Source organism: Cellulomonas oligotrophica, assembly GCF_013409875.1.
GTDB classification, from domain to species: domain Bacteria; phylum Actinomycetota; class Actinomycetes; order Actinomycetales; family Cellulomonadaceae; genus Cellulomonas; species Cellulomonas oligotrophica.
Window position 1 is genome coordinate 2,778,437 of the sequence record NZ_JACCBK010000001.1, and the last position, 15,826, is coordinate 2,794,262.

Here is a 15,826-nt window from a genome sequence, read left to right on the forward strand (position 1 = left end):
TGAGACGCCAGACGGGAGTCACCACCGGTGTGGCTCACGCGTCGGACGCGGACGGCAACCGCATCACACGTCCGCGGTCGGGCGGAACGAAAGGACTGACATGCTGCGACGGCTCGGCATCCGCGCCAAGGTCTTGGCGGTCCTCGCCGTGCCCATGCTGGTCGTCTTCGGGATGGGTGGCTACATCTCCCTCACCGCGTGGCAGAACCTCCAGTACGCACGAGCGAGCCACCAGGTCATCCGGGCCATCGAGGCCCTGGCACCCCTCACGGACGCCTTCCAGCAGGAGCGCACGCTCTCGCTCACCTACGCGGACGAGGCGGCAGTCGCCGACGCCCGCGAGGTGACGGACGCGGCCCTGGACGACGCCGCCGCGATCACCGCGGACATCGACCTGGACCAGTTCCCGGACAACGTGGTCGCCGACTTCCAGCAGGCCCAGGAGGCCTACCAGGAGGCGCTGCCCACGGTCCGCACCCGCGTCGACGACAACTCGCAGCGGGCGGTCATCAAGAACGGCTTCCAGCAGATCGTCAACCTGCAGACGGCCTCGCTCCAGTCCCTCGCGAACGCCCTCGAGGACCGCGACCTGGCCGCGCACGTCACGGCGACGCTGACGCTGAACCAGCTGGTCGACGCGATCATCAACGAGTACGTCACCGGTGTGGAGCTGAAGGGCGCCGTGGCCTCGAGCCCCGCCCTGGCCCGTACGTTCACCAACCAGTCCACGCAGACCGAGCTGGCGCGCGGCGAGGCCCAGGTGGCCGTGGAGACGCTCGGCGTCCCCGACCTCGCGGTCGGCAGCGACTACCCCACGCCGACCCTGCGCTCGGCCCGTCAGATCTTCTCCCAGGGCAACCAGGCCGCCATCTCCACCAACATCCAGTCCGAGACGTGGACGTCGGAGACGGTCAACCAGCTCGACGCCCTGCGGGCCGTCAGCACCGGCGTCAACGAGGCGGCCAACACCGAGGCCGCCGAGATCGAGAGCGCCGCCCAGGAGCAGACGGTGTTCACCGTCCTCGTCGCTCTCGCCGCCGCGATCCTGTCCTTCGTCCTGGCCACCAGCGTCGGCCGCTCGATCGTCGTCCCGCTGCGCCGCCTCACCAGCGCCGCCGGCGAGGTGCGCGAGCAGCTGCCCCGCCTGGTCGAGCAGGTCGCCGTCCCCGGCGAGGGCCCGGACATCCAGCTCCCGCAGATCCCCGTCCGCTCCCAGGACGAGGTCGGCCGCCTGGCCCAGGCCTTCAACTCGGTGAACGCGACGACCATCCAGGTCGCCCAGGAGCAGGCCGCGCTGCGTGGCTCCATCGCCGAGATGTTCGTCAACGTCGCCCGCCGCGACCAGGTCCTCCTGAACCGGCAGCTGTCGTTCATCGACTCCCTCGAGCGCGCCGAGGAGGACCCCGGCACGCTGGCGAACCTCTTCCGCCTCGACCACCTCGCGACCCGGATGCGTCGTAACGCCGAGTCCCTCCTGGTGCTCGCCGGCATCGACTCCGGTCGTCGTCTGCGCGACGCCATGCCGCTCTCGGACGTCATCCGTACCGCCTCCTCCGAGATCGAGCAGTACGACCGCGTCGAGCTCGACCTGCAGGTCGACCCGCACATGCTCGGCTTCAACGCCCTGTCCGCGGCCCACCTGCTCGCCGAGATCCTCGAGAACGCGACGGTCTTCTCCGAGCCGGAGACGCCCGTCGTGGTCTCCACCGGCGTGACCGGCGGCAGCGTCGTCGTGACGATCGCCGACCAGGGCCTCGGCATGGCCGACAACGAGATCGAGGCGGCGAACCACAAGATCGCGTCGGTCTCCGCCTCGGACGCCCTGGGCGCCCAGCGCCTCGGCCTCTTCGTGGTCGGCCGGCTCGCCCAGCGCCTCGGCGCGGAGGTCACCCTCCGCAAGCGCGCCGGCGGTACCGGCACGGAGGCGGTCGTCCGCTTCCCGAGCACGCTGTTCTCGGCCAACGAGGTCAACCAGCTCGCGCCGACGTCGCCGGCCCCCTCGGCCGTGACGCCCGCGGTCCAGACGCCCTACGGCGCCGTCGAGGCACCCGAGGTGCGCGAGGTCGACCTGGCCGGCCTGACCGACGGCGAGACCCAGCTGGGCCTGCCGCGCCGCCGCCGCGGAGACGACACGGGCTTCTCTCCCGCCGTCCCCGAGCAGCCCACCCGTCAGCCCGTCGGCCCCGCGCCGACGCAGGGCGGTGCGGCGCTCCCGTCGCGGTCGCGCAAGACGTTCGACGAGGACAACATCGTCCTGCCCGAGGCCCAGGCCACCAACCTGTCGCCCGACCTCGGCGTGGACACCGGCGAGTGGTCGCCCGCACAGGTCGTGCGCCAGACCGCCACCGGTCTGCCGAGCCGGACCCGGTCGGCGACGCCCGCCTGGGCAGCCGAGCCCGAGCCCGAGGCGCCGAAGGTCGCGCCCCCGGCCGACCCGGCCGCGCGTGCCGGCCTGTTCTCCGGCTTCCGTGGGCGCGCAGGCGCCCCGGCCGAGACGGGCACGTCGATGTCCGTGCCCGGCCTCGTCCCCGACGAGGAGCCGCAGTCCAACGGGTGGCCCGTGCCCTCGCGGCGCGAGCCCGCCGCGTCCGCCCCGGCCCAGCCCGAGGCGCCCGCGCCGCAGCAGTGGGAGCAGCCGGCCGAGCCGGCCGCCCAGGCCTGGGGCCCGACGTACGCCGACGCGCCCGCCGCCGAGCCGCAGCACGCCCCGGCCCCGTCCTGGGAGCAGCCCGCCGCCCCCGCGTGGCAGCAGCAGGCCGAGACCCCCTCGTGGGACCAGCCCGCCGCGGCGCCGTCGTGGGAGCAGCAGGAGCCCGCTGCGCAGTCCTGGCAGCAGGCGCCGGCGCAGCCCGCCGAGCCCGAGACGGACGAGGAGACGTGGGCCCCGCAGCCCGTCCCCGCGCAGTCGTGGGCCGAGCAGCCGGCCGAGCAGACCTGGGCCCCGTCGTGGTCCGAGGAGCCCGCGGCACCCGCCCAGGACACGCCCGCGCCGACGTTCACCGCGTACAGCGGCTACTCCGGCTGGGCCGCGACCTCCGAGCAGCCCGTGGTCAGCTACACGGCGCCCTACGTGCCGTTCGAGCACTCGCTCGACGAGGCCCGGTCCTGGCACACCGGTTCGATGCCGGTCGTCCCGGACCCCGCGGCCGGTGCGCAGCCCGCGCACCACGGCCACGCGGCCGAGCCTGCGCACAACGGCTACGCGGCCGAGCCTGCGCACAACGGCTACGCGGAGCCCGCCGCCCCGGCCTACGAGGACCAGGGCTGGGCGCCCGAGCAGCCCGTCGCCGAGCAGCCGGCCCCGGCCGAGCAGTGGCAGGCGCCGGTCTGGCAGGCCGACGAGCAGCCCGCCGCCCCGGCGTGGGCGCCCGAGCAGCCTGCTGCCCCGCAGCAGGAGGCCGCCGCCCCCGCGTGGGAGCCGACCCCGGCACCCGCAGCGGCACCCAGCTGGTCGCAGCCCGCCCCGCAGCAGGCCGCCCCGGCCTGGTCGCCGGCACCGGTCGAGCAGCCGACGCAGATGTTCACGCCCGTCGAGGCCGCCGACGCGGTCACGTCCACCACGGGCGAGGCGCCCGCGTGGGCCCCGACCGGCGAGTCCTACGGCGACGACTCCCCGAAGCGGGGACGATGGGGCCAGATGTTCACGCGGCGCAAGGAGGACGGCACGCCGTACTCCGACCCGACGCCCGCGGTCACGGACAGCCCTGCGTGGTCCGCACCGACGACCCCGGAGCCGGCCCCGGCCGAGCGCTCCTGGGGCGCGCCGACCTGGTCGCCCCCGGCGGCCACGCCCGCGCCGGCGAGCACCGGCTCGTGGAGCCCGCCCGAGTGGTCGGGGCCGCGACAGCCGGCCTCCGCCCCGCAGGCGGTCGCCCCCCAGCCGTCGGTCGCACCGCGCATCGGCACCCTGGACGACGAGGTGGCGGCCATGCTGGCGCTGCGGTCGGACATCCAGGAGCAAGCTCTCTCCGAGCTCAGCCAGCTCTCGGCCTACCGGCCGAGCGCACTCGGCGGCAGCGCGGAGCAGTTGACCCGGCGTGTTCCCAGCGCCGTCCCGGCCGCACCGCCCCTCTCCGAGGAGCAGCCGGTCGAGCGTGATGCCGAGCAGCTGCGTTCGCGGCTCTCGAGCTTCCAGTCCGGAACGTCGCGCGGACGCCGCGCGGCGACCAACGGCCAGGAAGGTGGCCCGTCGTGACCCTCGCCAACCCCGTTCCCGACGGTGTCCGCACCGCCGGGGTGTCCCAGCCCGCAGTCGGCCCTGACTGCACCATGAAGGAGGAAGTGTGACCGCGCTCAGCACCGAGGCAGCCAACTTCGGCTGGCTCCTGGACAACTTCGTCCGGACCGTGCCCGGCACTCGCCACACGCTCGTGGTGTCGGCCGACGGTCTGCTCATGGCCATGTCCGAGCAGCTCGACCGCACCAGCGGCGACACGCTCGGGGCCATCGTGTCCGGGATGTCGAGCCTGACCCGTGGCGCTGCGCGCCAGCTCCGTGCGGGGGAGGTGCGCCAGGCGATCGTGGAGATGGACAGCTTGTTCCTCTTCACCATGAGCGTCTCGAACGGCTCCGTCCTCGCCGTCGTGGCGGACTCCAGCTGCGACGTCGGCCTGATCGGCTACGAGATGGCGATGCTCGTCTCGCGGACCGAGGCCACCCTGACCCCGCAGCTCATCTCCGAGATGCGCGGCCAGCTCCCTGTCGACGGCGCCACGCGCGCCCCGGTGGCCTGAGGCCAGGTCCTCGCACATGAGCGAGCACATCGAGTACGAGGCCCGCACGGTCCGGCCCTACGCCGTGACCGGCGGCCGCGTGCGTTCTGCACGGTCCGACCTGCCCCTGGAGGCACTGGTCGAGGTCATGCCGGGCGCCGTGGCGGGTACCGGCCTCCCGCCCGAGAAGCGGGCCATCATCCAGCACGCCTCCGCCGGCTACATCTCCGTGGCCGAGCTCAGTGCGCTGCTGCACCTGCCGATCGGTGTGGTACGGATCCTCGTGTCCGACCTCACCGACGCCAACTACGTGCGCGTGCACACCTCTCAGCCGGTCGAGGTCAACACCGGTGAGTCCCCCGCCCTGTCCCTGAGCGTGCTGGAGAGTGTTCTCAATGGCATTTCCGCCCTCTGACGCCGCCGTCGCCGCTCCGGCGGGGAACGCCGGCGCAGTCGCCCCCACAGTCGTCAAGATCGTCGTCGCCGGTGGCTTCGCCGTCGGCAAGACGACCTTCATCGGGTCGATCTCCGACATCGAGCCCATGAACACCGAGGCCGCGATGACCGAGCACTCGGTCGGCGTCGACGACGCCGGTGGCCAGACCGAGCGCAAGAACACGACCACGGTCGCCATGGACTTCGGCCGCATCGCGCTGCCGGGCCAGCTGTGGCTGTACCTGTTCGGCACGCCCGGCCAGGACCGCTTCCTCTTCATGTGGGACGACCTGGTGCGCGGCGCGATCGGCGCCGTCGTCCTGGTCGACACGGACCGCCTGGACCAGTGCTTCCCGGCCGTCGACTACTTCGAGTCGCGCGGCATCCCGTTCGTCGTCGGCGTGAACTGCTTCGACGGCATCGCCAAGCACCAGCTCGAGGACGTGCGCGAGGCGCTCGCGATCCCCGCGCACGTACCGGTGCTCTACACGGACGCGCGTTCGCGCGCGGCGACCAAGCAGGCGCTCATCGCGCTCGTGCAGCTCGCCATGGAGCGTCTGCGCTCGCGCTGACGTCCCGCTCCGCCTCGACGGCCGCCTCCCCGCACGGGGAGGCGGCCGTCGGCGCGTCCGGACCGCCGTCGTCTAGGGTCACCCCGTGTCCCTCGACCTCGCCCGGGCCCACCTGGCGCGCTTCGGCCGTGCCGACGACGTGATCGTGACCGAGCGCTCGAGCGCGACGGTCGAGCTGGCGGCGCAGGCGCTGGGGGTCGAGCCGGCGCGCATCGCCAAGACCCTGAGCTTCCGGGGCCCGGAGCCCGGGACCGCCCTGCTCGTCGTGGTCGCCGGCGACGCGCGTGTCGACAACGCGGCGTTCCGGGCGGCGTTCGGCGTCAAGGCCCGGATGCTCGGCGGCGACGAGGTCGAGGAGCTCACGGGGCACGCACCCGGCGGGGTGTGCCCGTTCGGCAACCCGCCGTCCGCGACGGTGCGGCTCGACACGTCGCTGCAGCGGTTCGCGAGCGTGTTCCCCGCGTGCGGCGACGCGGCGTCGGCGATCGAGCTGACGTGCGACGAGCTCGCGCACGTCACGGGCGACCCGGGCTGGGTGACGGTCTCGCGGCTGCCCTGACCGCGCGGGCGTCGCGGCGGGGTCGGGCGGCGCGGCGGGGTGCCGGGCAGATCACCTGGCCGCGCAGGCGCCAGACGAGCGCGACGGCGGTCAGGGTGATCGCGAGGGCCGCGAGGTACGGCTGGGCGGGTGCGAACCACGTGAGGGCGCCCGAGTAGCCGATCGCGAGGAGGGCGATCTTGTTGCACACCGGGCAGCCGACGGCGAACCAGGTGAGGAGGCCGCCGACCATGCCCAGGCGTCCGGCGGTGCCGACGGGCTCGTCGTCGGACGGGTCGGGCGTGGACGTCGGGCGCACGTAGGTCGCGGCGAGCATGCCGGTGAGCGCGGAGGCGACGAGCCAGACGGGGTAGTTCCAGGCGAGGGTGGCGATCTCCCGGCTGAACACGGGGTTGGGGACGAGGACGGTGGACAGGCCGACGACGAGTGCGGCGACGGTGCCGGCGAGGACGGCGGCGCGGACCTGCCGGGGCGTCCAGGCGCGGAGCGCGCGGGAGGCGGCGACGGCGGTGCGGGCGGGCTCGCGCGCGGGGAGCGTGCCGGGTGTCAGCAGGGTCACCATGGCGAGGAGCATACCCCGGGGGGTATGCTCCTCGCAGTCGACCACCCGGGAGGGGCCATGTCCACCGTCGAGCTGACGTCCGAGACCTTCACCGCCACGGTCCAGCAGGACGGCATCGTCCTCGTCGACTGGTGGGCGTCCTGGTGCGGCCCGTGCCGCATGTTCGCGCCCGTCTTCGAGGCCGCGTCGCAGGCGCACCCCGACGTGGTGTTCGCCAAGGTCGACACCGAGGCAGAGCAGGCCCTCGCCGGCGCCGCCGGCATCTCGTCGATCCCGACGCTCATGATCTTCCGGGACGGCGTCCCGCTGTTCTCCCAGCCTGGCGCGCTGCCGGCGTCCGCGCTCGAGGACCTCGTGCAGCAGGCCCGTGCGCTCGACATGGACGAGGTCCGCCGCCAGGTCGCCGCGACCGCCGCCCACTGACCGTGGACGTCCTCGCGCCGACGGCCCCCGCGGCCCGGCGCGCGCCGTCGCCCCGGCGCGTCGTGGTCGGGGTCGCACTGGCTCCCGTGCTGCTCGTGCTGCTGGTGGCCGCGGGCGGAGGCCTTGCCGAGCCGGGCGTGGCGTGGGCGGTGGTCGTCGCCCTGACGGCCGTGGCCGGTGCCGTGCTGCTCGCCGGGTACGTACCCGTGCGCGGTCAGCGCGCCGCCGACGTGCTCGGCTGCGGCCCCTGCGACGCGGTGTCCGGGCTGAGCGTCGTCGGTGCCGCGGCGCTCCTGGCGGCCGCACCGCAGCAGGTGACCATGGCGCTCGCCGCGCTGGCGGTCGTCGGCGTCGGGCTCCTGCGCCGTCGGGGCGCGGCCGAGCGGGCCTGCCCCCGCCCCTGACGTCCCGCGCCGCCCGCCAGTGGCCTGGTGGCGGGCGGCGGAGGGCCGTCAGGGCGCTGCGGCGCAGACGACCCCGACGCACTGCGGCTCGAGACCGTTGCCCCCGGCGGCGTTGCCCCCGAGGTCGACGGCCCCGGGCGCGTGGACGCCCCAGCCGGCGTTCGCGGTCGCGGTGCTGCCGCCCAGGCTCAGGCCGGCGCCCCAGGCCGAGACGACGCCGTCACCGCCGTCGTGGAACGTGCTCCCCACGATCCGCGCCGACGCCGCCTGCCCGGCCGGGGGAGCGAAGAGGACCACGGACTCGTCCGTGTGGTCGGCCAGGTGCACGCGCTCGACGACGAGCGTCCCGCCCTCGGCCTGGATCCCTCGGCTGCCCCCGGTGATCGAGACGTCCGTGACGACCGTCGACCCGGATCCCGCGTTGAGCCGGACCGCGGTCGTGCTGTCCCGGATCTCCGACCTGCGCACGTCGGCGGACCCGCCCGACCACGTCTCGACGGCGGCGGCGTTGCCGAGGAAGGCGGTGGATCGGACGACTGCCGAGCCGCCCTCGCTGACGTTCACGGCGCCGTCGTTGGAGCGCAGCACCGACCGCGTGATCGTCGCCCGACCACCCCGGAGGACGACCGCCGAGCTGTTGTCCCGCAGGGTCGAGCGATGCAGCACCAGTGCCCCGCCGTCGATCCACAGCGGGGCGTTGACCAGGGAGAACGTCGAACGGTCGACGTCCACCGTCGTGGCGGACCCGTCCTCGTGCGCGACGGTGCGGACCCCGTAGATGCCGTCGCGCACGACCACCCGGTCGAGGTGGACCGTGCCGCCGAGCGGGCCCGGCGCCGCGACGTCCGGGGCCCCGTCGTACACGTGGTCGGCGACGGCGGCGCCCCAGAACGTGATCACGCCGTCGGTGATCGTCACGTCGCCGCCCGCCGGCACCACGACGCCCGTCTGCCGCAGGCTCCCGCCCCGCAGCACGTGGCCGTCGAGGTCGAGCGTGACGCCTGGGCCCAGACGGAGCCCGACCCCGTCGGCGCAGGTCAGGTCGGCGGTGAGGACCGTGTCGACCGTGAGCGTGTCGCCGCAGGCTGGGCCGGCGGGTGCTGCGTGGGCGGGCCCCGCCCCGAGCGCCGCGACCGCGACCAGGGCGAGGCCGGGCAGGGCCGTGGTGATGCGCATGGTGGTCTCCGGGGTGGGGCGGGGTGGGCCGGTGCGCCTGCGGGGCAGCAGGCGCACCGGTGAGCCTCAGGGCGCGGTCGGTGCGCAGACCACCCCGACGCACTGGGGCTCGTTGCCGTTGCCGGACGCGGAGTTCAGCCCGAGGTCGTCCGCGCCGGGGGCGTGGATGCCCCACCGGTCGTTGCCGGTCGCTGAGTTGTCGCCGATCTGTGCGCCCTCCCACTGCGAGAGCAGGCCGTCGCCGCCGTCGACGAAGGTGTTGCCGACGATCGAGGTGACCCGCTCCCACGGGGCGTCGGGCCAGCTGTCCGGCTCGACGGACACGCCGACGTCGTTCTTCCGGAACGTCGAGCCGGTGATCGCCATCTCGTCGCCGTGCGCGGCCACGCCCGTGCCGTTCGACGCGAACGTCGTGTCCTGCACCCGCAGGTACGACCCGCCGGGCCCGTGGTCGATGGCCGTGCCGTTGCGGCTCAGCTCCGACCGCTCGACGGTGACGAAGTCCATGAACCCCGTGCGGATCCCGACGTCGTTGCCGAGGAACGCGGTCGACACCAGGTCGATCCCCGCCTCGCCGCCGCTGTCGAACCCGGTGCCGTTGTCGCGTACCACCGAGCGCTCCAGCCGCACACCGCCGGTGTTCGCGTAGAGGGCGACGTCGTTGTCCCGCAGCGTGGTGCGCGTGAACGTGCCGTACCCGCCGACCGTCGAGAACCCGGTGCCGTTGCCCCGCAGCGTCGACCGGTCGACCGCGAAGGTCTTGAAGCTGTCGTAGAGCCGACCGGTGCCGTCGACGCCGGTGCCGTTGCCCCGCACCACGACGCCGACGACGTGGACGGTGCCGTCGAGCTCGAGGTCGTCACCCGTCTCCGGGTCGGTGCCCGTGAGGTCGTCGGCCGTCACCCCGGTGCCCCACCCGGTCACGACGCCGTTGGTGACCGTCACGTCCCCGGTGGGCGGCCCGACGACCCCGCGCCCGGTGTCGTGCCCGGTGAGCACCTTGCCGCCGAGGTCGAGCGTGACGCCCGGCGCCAGCGTGAGCCCGTCGCCGGACGTGCAGGTGAGGTTGCGGGTGAGCACGGTGTCGACGGTCAGGTGCTCCCCGCACGCAGGACCGGGCGGTGCGGCCTGCGCCGGGCCGGCGACGAGCGTCGCACCGACGGCCAGGACGAGCGCGGGCAGGGCGGTGGAAGTGCGCATGGCTTTGTCCCCCTGGGTGCGCGTCGCCCCCTGCGACGCTGCGGTGCCAGTGTGACCACGTCCGCGCCAGGGTGGTAAGTCCCGGATCGCACGGTTCGCCCGGGTGAAACGCGCTCAGCCCGCCGGGGTGCACACGACGCCGACGCACTGCGGCTCGGTGCCGTTGCCGCTCGCGGTGTTGCCGCCGAGGTCCTGCGCGCCGGGTGCGTGGATGCCGCGGCCCGTGTTGCCCGTGGCCGTGTTGCCGCCGACCTTCATGCCCGCGAACTGCGAGACGAGGCCGTCGCCGCCGTCCGCGAACGTGCTGCCGGTGACCTCGGCGGTGCGGTCGAAGGGCGCCTCGGGCCAGGAGTCCTCGGCGGAGCGGACGGCCACGCCGTTCTTCCGGAACGTGGAGCGCCGCACCTCGAACGGGCTGCCGTGCACGTCGACCGCTACGTCGTTGCCGGTCAGCGTGGTGTCGTGGACCATGGTGTAGGCGGCGTCGCCGGCGATGTCGAGCGCGACGTCGTGGCCGCGGACCTCGGACCGGGTGATCTCGACGGAGTCCATGAACCACGCCTGGAAGCCGATGCGGTTGTCGAGCACGGCCGTCGACGTGACGCTGATCCCGGACTCGCCGCCGCCGGAGAAGGCGTAGTCGTTGTCGCGCAGGACCGACCGGCTCACCGCGACCCCGCCGGTGTTGGCGTAGAGCGCGATGCCGTTGTCGCGCAGCGTCGTGCGGTGGAACGACCCGTACCCGCCGGTGGTCGCGAAGCCCGTGACGTTGCCGCGCAGGGTCGAGCGGTCGACGGCGAAGATCTTCCTCTGCCCGTAGAGCCGCCCGGTGCCGTCGATCCCCGTGCCGTTGTCGCGCAGCACGACGCGGTCCGCGTGCACGGTCCCGCCGAGCTCGACCCAGTCGCCCGTCTCCGGGTCGTACCCGGGGTCGTCCGCCGTCAGGCCGGTGCGCCACCCGGCGATGACGCCGTTGGTCACGGTGACGTCGCCGGTGGGCGGGCCGACCACGCCGCTGCCGCCGTCGTGCCCGGCGAGTACCTTGCCGCCGAGGTCGAGGGTCACGCCGGGGGCGAGCCACAGCCCGTCGCCGGACGGGCAGGTGAGGTTGCGGGTCAGGACGGTGTCCTGCGTGAGGGTGTCCCCGCACGCGGGCCCCGGCGCGGCGTGCGCGGGGCCCGCGGCGAGTGTCGCGCCGACGGCCAGGACGAGTGCGGGCAGGGCGGTGGAAGTGCGCATGGCGATGTCCCCCTGGGTGCGCGCCGCCCCCTGCGGCGTCGCGTCGCCAGTGTGGTCCGGCCCGCGCGGGGCGGAAAGTCCCCGATGCCCCGGTTCGCCCGGGTGAAAACGTCCCGTCAGCCGCCCGGGGTGCAGGAGACCCCGACGCACTGCGGTTCGGTCCCGTTCCCTGAGGCGGTGTTGCCGCCGAGGTCGATGGCACCGGGGGCGTGGATCCCGTGGCGTGCGTTGCCCGTCGCCGTGCTCCCGCCCACGCGGACGCCGGGGACCTCGGCGACCAGCCCGTCGCCCCCGTCCGAGAAGGTCGAGCCCACGACCTCGACGGGATCTGCCACGCCGCCGGAACCGCCGTCCGTGACCGTGACGGCGACGTCGTTCTCGTGGAAGGTCGATCCCTCCACGCGCAACGAGTCGGAGGCGTGCACCGCGACCTCGTTGCGGGTCAGGGTGGTTGCGGTCAGCTCGACCGAGGCGCCCCGCCCCGCAAGGTCGAGCGCGAGGTCGTGGCCCCGCACGTCCGAGCTGTCGATGGTGATGACGTCGCCATCGGCGGGGGACAGCCCTTTCGTGTTGAAGAGGAGCGCCGTCGACGTGAGCGTGAGCGTGGTCTCGCCGGTGCTCCAGTAGCCGACGGTGTTGCCCCGCACGACGGACCGGTCCAGGGCGATGGTCGCCTGCCGGCCGAAGACGCCGTAGCGGCTGTCGCGGACCGTCGACCGGTCGAACCTCGCCGAACTGCCGAACGCCATGAGCCCGAAGACGTTGTTCCGGAGGGTCGAGCGGACGATGTCGACGTGCTTGTGCTCGGACCTGTAGAGGCGTCCTGAGGCCCAGACGGCGATGCGGGCCCCGCGGATGACGACCCCGTCCAGCAGCACCGTCCCGCTCAGCTCCGGCCAGGCGCCGGTCTCGTCCTGTCCGGGGTCCCAGCCCGTCACCCCGGTGCCCCAGCCGGCGATGACGCCGTTGACGATCGCGACGTCGCCCGTGGACGGGGCGACGACGCCGCTGCCGCCGTCGTGCCCGGCGAGCACCTTGCCGCCGAGGTCGAGGGTGACGCCGGGTTCGAGCCACAGCCCGTCGCCGGACGGGCAGGTGAGGTTGCGGGTCAGGACGGTGTCCTGCGTGAGCGTGTCCCCGCACGCGGGCCCCGGTGCGGCCTGCGCGGGGCCCGCGGCGAGCGTCGCGCCGACGGCCAGGACGAGTGCAGGCAGGGTGGTGGAAGTGCGCATGGCGGTGTCCCCCTGGGTGCGCGCCGCCCCCTGCGACGTCGCCCTGCCAGGGTAGGCGCGCCAGGACGGGGACGCCTGGGCGAGGCGGGCCCGGTCAGCCGCCGGGCGTGCAGGAGACCCCGACGCACTGCGGCTCGGTCCCGTTGCCCGACGCGGTGTTGCCGCCGAGGTCGGTCGCACCGGGGGCGTGGATGCCGCGCCCGGAGTTGCCCGACGCGCCGTTGCCGCCCACCCGCAGACCGTCCTGGGCGGAGACCAGCCCGTCCCCGCCGTCGGTGAACGTGCTGTCGACGACCTCGCTCATCTGCTGCCACGGCCCCGCCCAGGTGCCGGCCGCGACCCGGTACCCGGTGCCGTTCTCGCGGAACGTCACCCGCCGCACGAGCGCCAGGTTGCCCGTCTGGTCGATGCCGACGTCGTTGCGCGCGAACGTCGTGTCCTGCACGCGCGCGGTGCCGTCGGAGGCCGCGAGGAAGAGCCCGCGCCCGTTGTGCAGCATCTCCGAGTGGCTGACGAAGAGGTCGTCCGCGTAGCTGGTGTAGACGCCGAACCGGTTGCCGACGAGGGAGGAGGACGTGATCTCCAGGCGGGTCTGCTCGGTGGCGGCGCCGGTGCCGTTGTCGCGCACGACGGACCGGCTCAGCGTCACCCGGGACTCGCCCGCCTGGATCCCGACGGCGTGGCGCTGCACGGTGCTGCGGCGGGTGTCGACCGTGCCGTGGTGGACGAGGATGCCCGTGCCGTTGCCGTCGCCACGGATGGTCGAGCGGTCGACGACGACCCGCTTGTGCTGCCCGTCGACGCGCCCGCGCGCCCGGATCCCGTAGGTCGTGTCCTCGACGACCACCCGGTCGACGTAGAGCGTGCCGCCGAGCCCCTCCGGCGACGGCGAGCCGGGGTCCTCGTGGGCGGTGATGCCCCGGTGCCACCCGCGGACGACGCCGTTGGTGACCGTGACGACACCCTGCGCGGGCGCGACGACGCCCGAGCCGGCGGACCGGCCGTGACCGGTGAGCGCGTGGCCGCCGAGGTCGAGCGTGACCCCCGGCGCCAGGACGAGCCCGTCACCCTCGGCGCAGGTCAGGTCGGCGGCGAGCACGGTGTCCTGCGTGAGCGTGTCGCCGCACGACGGTGCCGGCCCGGCGGCGTGGGCCGGTCCGGCGACGAGCGTCGCGCAGACGCCGGCGACGAGGACGGCGGCTGCGGTGGTGGTGGTGGTGGTGCGCATGGTTCCCCCTGGGTGCGGCGTCGCCCCCTGCGGCGCTGCGCGGCCAGTGTGGGCACGTCCGCGCGGCCCCCGCCAGCCGGCGACGTCACGTCCGGCGCGCTGCCGTGCGCCCGCGCCGGGCCGGGCAGCGGGTGCTCTGCTAGGGTCCCGCGAGCCAGGAGGGCTGGCTGAGCGGCCGAAAGCGACGGTCTTGAAAACCGTTAGTGCGGTGACCCCGTACTCAAGGGTTCGAATCCCTTGCCCTCCGCCACACCCCGTGATCACGCCGTCGCGGCGCGCAGGAAGTCGTCGACGACGTCGAGGGTCGCCGGTGCCCAGAACCCGCCCGTGCCGTGGCCGGCGCCGGCCAGCCGGTAGAGGGTCACGCGGTGGCCGGCGTCGCGCAGGGCGTCGTGCAGCAGAACGCTGTGCTCGAACGGCACGACGTCGTCGGCGTCGCCGTGCAGGATCAGCAGCGGCGGCAGCGTGACCTCGGACGCGGGGCGCACGTGGGTCATGGGCGTGGCGGCCGCCGCGCGGTCGGGGTTCTCCCGGACGTCGACGCCGCCCAGCAGCAGGCCCTCGGGGCTGTCGGGGGCGGTGTGCGCGGTGCTCGTCGGGTCGGGGTCGAGGTGGGCGATGTCCGTGGGGCCGGACAGGTCGACGACGGCGCGCAGGCCGAGCGGCTCGGCGGTCGGCTCGTCGCAGTACGCCGGGTCGCCGTCGGTGAGCACGGCCATCACGGCGGTGTGCCCGCCGGACGAGTCGCCGGCCAGCACCATCCGCGCGGGGTCGACGCGGTAGGTCGCGGCGTGCTCGCGCAGAAACGCCACGGCCGTCCGGGCGTCGGCGACCTGGGCGGGGAAGGGCGCCACGACGGAGGGCCGGTGCTCGACCACCGCGACGACGTACCCGCGCCGGGCGAGCTCGCCGAGCTCGAGCAGCGTGCGTCCGAGCATCTGCTCGCGCCAGCCGGAGCCCTGCACGTACACGACCGTGGGGAACGTGGCGGGGGAGTCCTCGTCCTCGAGCGGCGGCCACAGCACCTGCAGGTGCAGGGTGCGGCCGGACCTCTCGGCGTAGGGCACGCCGAGGTGGACGACGCCGCGCGCGTGCGGGGCGGTGCCGTCGAGGGTCGGGAGCTGCGCTGCTGCCATGGGCCGATCCTGCCGGGTCCGCCCGGGGCGTGGCGGCGGTTCAGCCGCGCGGCGTGCCCTCCGGCCCGGTGGGGTGCACGGCGTCGTCGTCGGCGTCGAGGTACTCCACGACCACGAACTGGGCGCGCCCGCGCGGCACGACGACGGAGTCCCACACGCCGGGCAGCTCGGTCCACACCAGCGGGGTGCCGGCCGCCGCCGGTGCTGCCCACCGCAGGGGGTGGCCGAGCAGGATCTCCGGGGCCCCGTCGGTCTCCCCGGCGTCGGAGCCGCGGTGCAGGCCCTTGAGGTGCGTACCGTCGTCGAGCGCCACCCACAGCCAGGTGCGCGCGCCCGCGGGGACCTCGGTCGTGGTCGCGCGCCGCATCGCGTGGATGCCGGTCAGGCGCTGCCGGGTGCTGGTCGGGGCGTCGTCCTGGCCCGGCCGGGACGTGCGCCGGTGCGCCGTGGCGGCCACGACCTGGTCGGCGCCGACGGCCAGACCGCAGGCGAGGCCGACGACGAGCAGCACGAAGACCGCGACCTGCCGGTAGTGCTCGCCCCCGTACGACGGCTCGGTCAGCCAGCGCCCGACGTCGGGCAGCCACGGGACGACCTCCGCCAGGGCGCCGACGACGACGAGCGAGGCGCCGGTGAGCACGAGGCTGGCCAGCGCGATCCCCGCGGTCTCCCGGAAGGCGGTCTCGCGCCGGGCGGGGTGCCGCCGCTCGCGGCGTGCCCGGTAGACCAGCCCGGGGGTGACCAGGCCGAGCAGCGCGACCAGACCACCCCAGGACTCGGGCATCAGGCGCCGCCGCCCCCGCCGTAGCCCATCGGGTCCACGGTCCCGTCGTGCTGCGCGTCCTTCGCGGCGACCTGGACGGCCTCGTCCAGGTCGTCGAACGACTTCTTCCTGTCCGGCATGGCCGACCCCCCGGTGCGCGACGTCCTGGACGTCCGCATGCTCCT

15 protein-coding genes and 1 tRNA gene are annotated in these 15,826 nt (G+C 74.7%); 8 read left to right on the top strand and 8 right to left on the bottom strand.

Annotated features, from left to right (window positions below):
• Positions 1-100 precede the first annotated feature (100 nt).
• From BKA21_RS12600 to BKA21_RS12620, 5 genes are all read left to right on the top strand, one after another.
• On the top strand, positions 101-4,195 hold the full coding sequence (locus BKA21_RS12600; protein WP_170209034.1) for an ATP-binding protein: 4,095 nt from the start codon (positions 101-103) through the stop codon (positions 4,193-4,195).
• Between the two features lie 88 nt (positions 4,196-4,283).
• A complete protein-coding gene (locus BKA21_RS12605; RefSeq protein ID WP_140459441.1) occupies positions 4,284-4,733 on the top strand; it encodes a roadblock/LC7 domain-containing protein in 450 nt (149 codons plus the stop codon).
• Positions 4,734-4,749: 16 nt separating this feature from the next.
• A complete protein-coding gene (locus BKA21_RS12610; RefSeq protein WP_140459442.1) occupies positions 4,750-5,127 on the top strand; it encodes a DUF742 domain-containing protein in 378 nt (125 codons plus the stop codon).
• Positions 5,108-5,719, top strand: a complete 612-nt coding sequence (locus BKA21_RS12615; protein ID WP_140459443.1) for a GTP-binding protein — start codon at positions 5,108-5,110, stop codon at positions 5,717-5,719. The genes BKA21_RS12610 and BKA21_RS12615 overlap by 20 nt, the downstream gene beginning before the upstream one ends.
• Positions 5,720-5,804: 85 nt before the next feature.
• Positions 5,805-6,278: a YbaK/EbsC family protein gene (locus tag BKA21_RS12620; RefSeq protein ID WP_140459444.1), complete on the top strand. Its 474-nt coding sequence runs from the start codon at positions 5,805-5,807 to the stop codon at positions 6,276-6,278.
• Here the strand turns inward: BKA21_RS12620 and BKA21_RS12625 are convergent.
• Positions 6,235-6,840 carry a hypothetical protein gene (locus tag BKA21_RS12625; RefSeq protein WP_239072830.1) on the bottom strand — a complete coding sequence of 202 codons (606 nt, stop codon included), beginning with the start codon at positions 6,838-6,840 and terminating at the stop codon, positions 6,235-6,237. The two genes, BKA21_RS12620 and BKA21_RS12625, sit on opposite strands and share 44 nt — an antisense overlap.
• Positions 6,841-6,897: 57 nt before the next feature.
• Here BKA21_RS12625 and trxA point away from each other — a divergent pair, with 57 nt between their 5' ends.
• Together trxA and BKA21_RS12635 are read left to right on the top strand one after the other, a co-directional pair.
• Positions 6,898-7,263, top strand: coding sequence for a thioredoxin (trxA, locus tag BKA21_RS12630; RefSeq protein WP_140459445.1), 366 nt, complete (start codon positions 6,898-6,900; stop codon positions 7,261-7,263).
• A 2-nt stretch (positions 7,264-7,265) separates the two neighbouring features.
• A complete protein-coding gene (locus tag BKA21_RS12635; RefSeq protein ID WP_140459446.1) occupies positions 7,266-7,667 on the top strand; it encodes a hypothetical protein in 402 nt (133 codons plus the stop codon).
• Positions 7,668-7,715: 48 nt separating this feature from the next.
• On the opposite strand, the gene BKA21_RS12640 is transcribed toward BKA21_RS12635, so the two are convergent.
• The 5 genes from BKA21_RS12640 to BKA21_RS12660 all read right to left on the bottom strand — a co-directional run bounded on the left by BKA21_RS12640 (position 7,716) and on the right by BKA21_RS12660 (position 13,742).
• The gene (locus BKA21_RS12640) at positions 7,716-8,843 is read right to left on the bottom strand and encodes a hypothetical protein (protein ID WP_140459447.1); all 1,128 of its coding nucleotides are present in this window, start codon (positions 8,841-8,843) and stop codon (positions 7,716-7,718) included.
• A gap of 66 nt (positions 8,844-8,909) precedes the next feature.
• The gene (locus BKA21_RS12645) at positions 8,910-10,043 is read right to left on the bottom strand and encodes a right-handed parallel beta-helix repeat-containing protein (protein WP_140459448.1); all 1,134 of its coding nucleotides are present in this window, start codon (positions 10,041-10,043) and stop codon (positions 8,910-8,912) included.
• Between the two features lie 114 nt (positions 10,044-10,157).
• Positions 10,158-11,282 (bottom strand): hypothetical protein, encoded by a 1,125-nt coding sequence (locus tag BKA21_RS12650; RefSeq protein WP_140459449.1) that lies wholly within the window; start codon positions 11,280-11,282, stop codon positions 10,158-10,160.
• 116 nt (positions 11,283-11,398) lie between these two features.
• Positions 11,399-12,514, bottom strand: a complete 1,116-nt coding sequence (locus BKA21_RS12655) for a hypothetical protein (protein ID WP_140459450.1) — start codon at positions 12,512-12,514, stop codon at positions 11,399-11,401.
• A gap of 94 nt (positions 12,515-12,608) precedes the next feature.
• Positions 12,609-13,742, bottom strand: a complete 1,134-nt coding sequence (locus BKA21_RS12660; protein ID WP_140459451.1) for a right-handed parallel beta-helix repeat-containing protein — start codon at positions 13,740-13,742, stop codon at positions 12,609-12,611.
• Between the two features lie 157 nt (positions 13,743-13,899).
• Between BKA21_RS12660 and BKA21_RS12665 the strand changes: the two genes are divergently transcribed.
• Positions 13,900-13,992: transfer RNA gene (locus BKA21_RS12665), tRNA-Ser, on the top strand.
• Positions 13,993-14,002: 10 nt separating this feature from the next.
• Here the strand turns inward: BKA21_RS12665 and BKA21_RS12670 are convergent.
• Entirely contained in the window at positions 14,003-14,878 is an 876-nt protein-coding gene (locus BKA21_RS12670; RefSeq protein WP_140459452.1) for an alpha/beta hydrolase, read from the bottom strand.
• A 40-nt stretch (positions 14,879-14,918) separates the two neighbouring features.
• Positions 14,919-15,662 carry a DUF6338 family protein gene (locus tag BKA21_RS12675; RefSeq protein WP_140459453.1) on the bottom strand — a complete coding sequence of 248 codons (744 nt, stop codon included), beginning with the start codon at positions 15,660-15,662 and terminating at the stop codon, positions 14,919-14,921.
• Positions 15,663-15,826 lie beyond the last annotated feature (164 nt).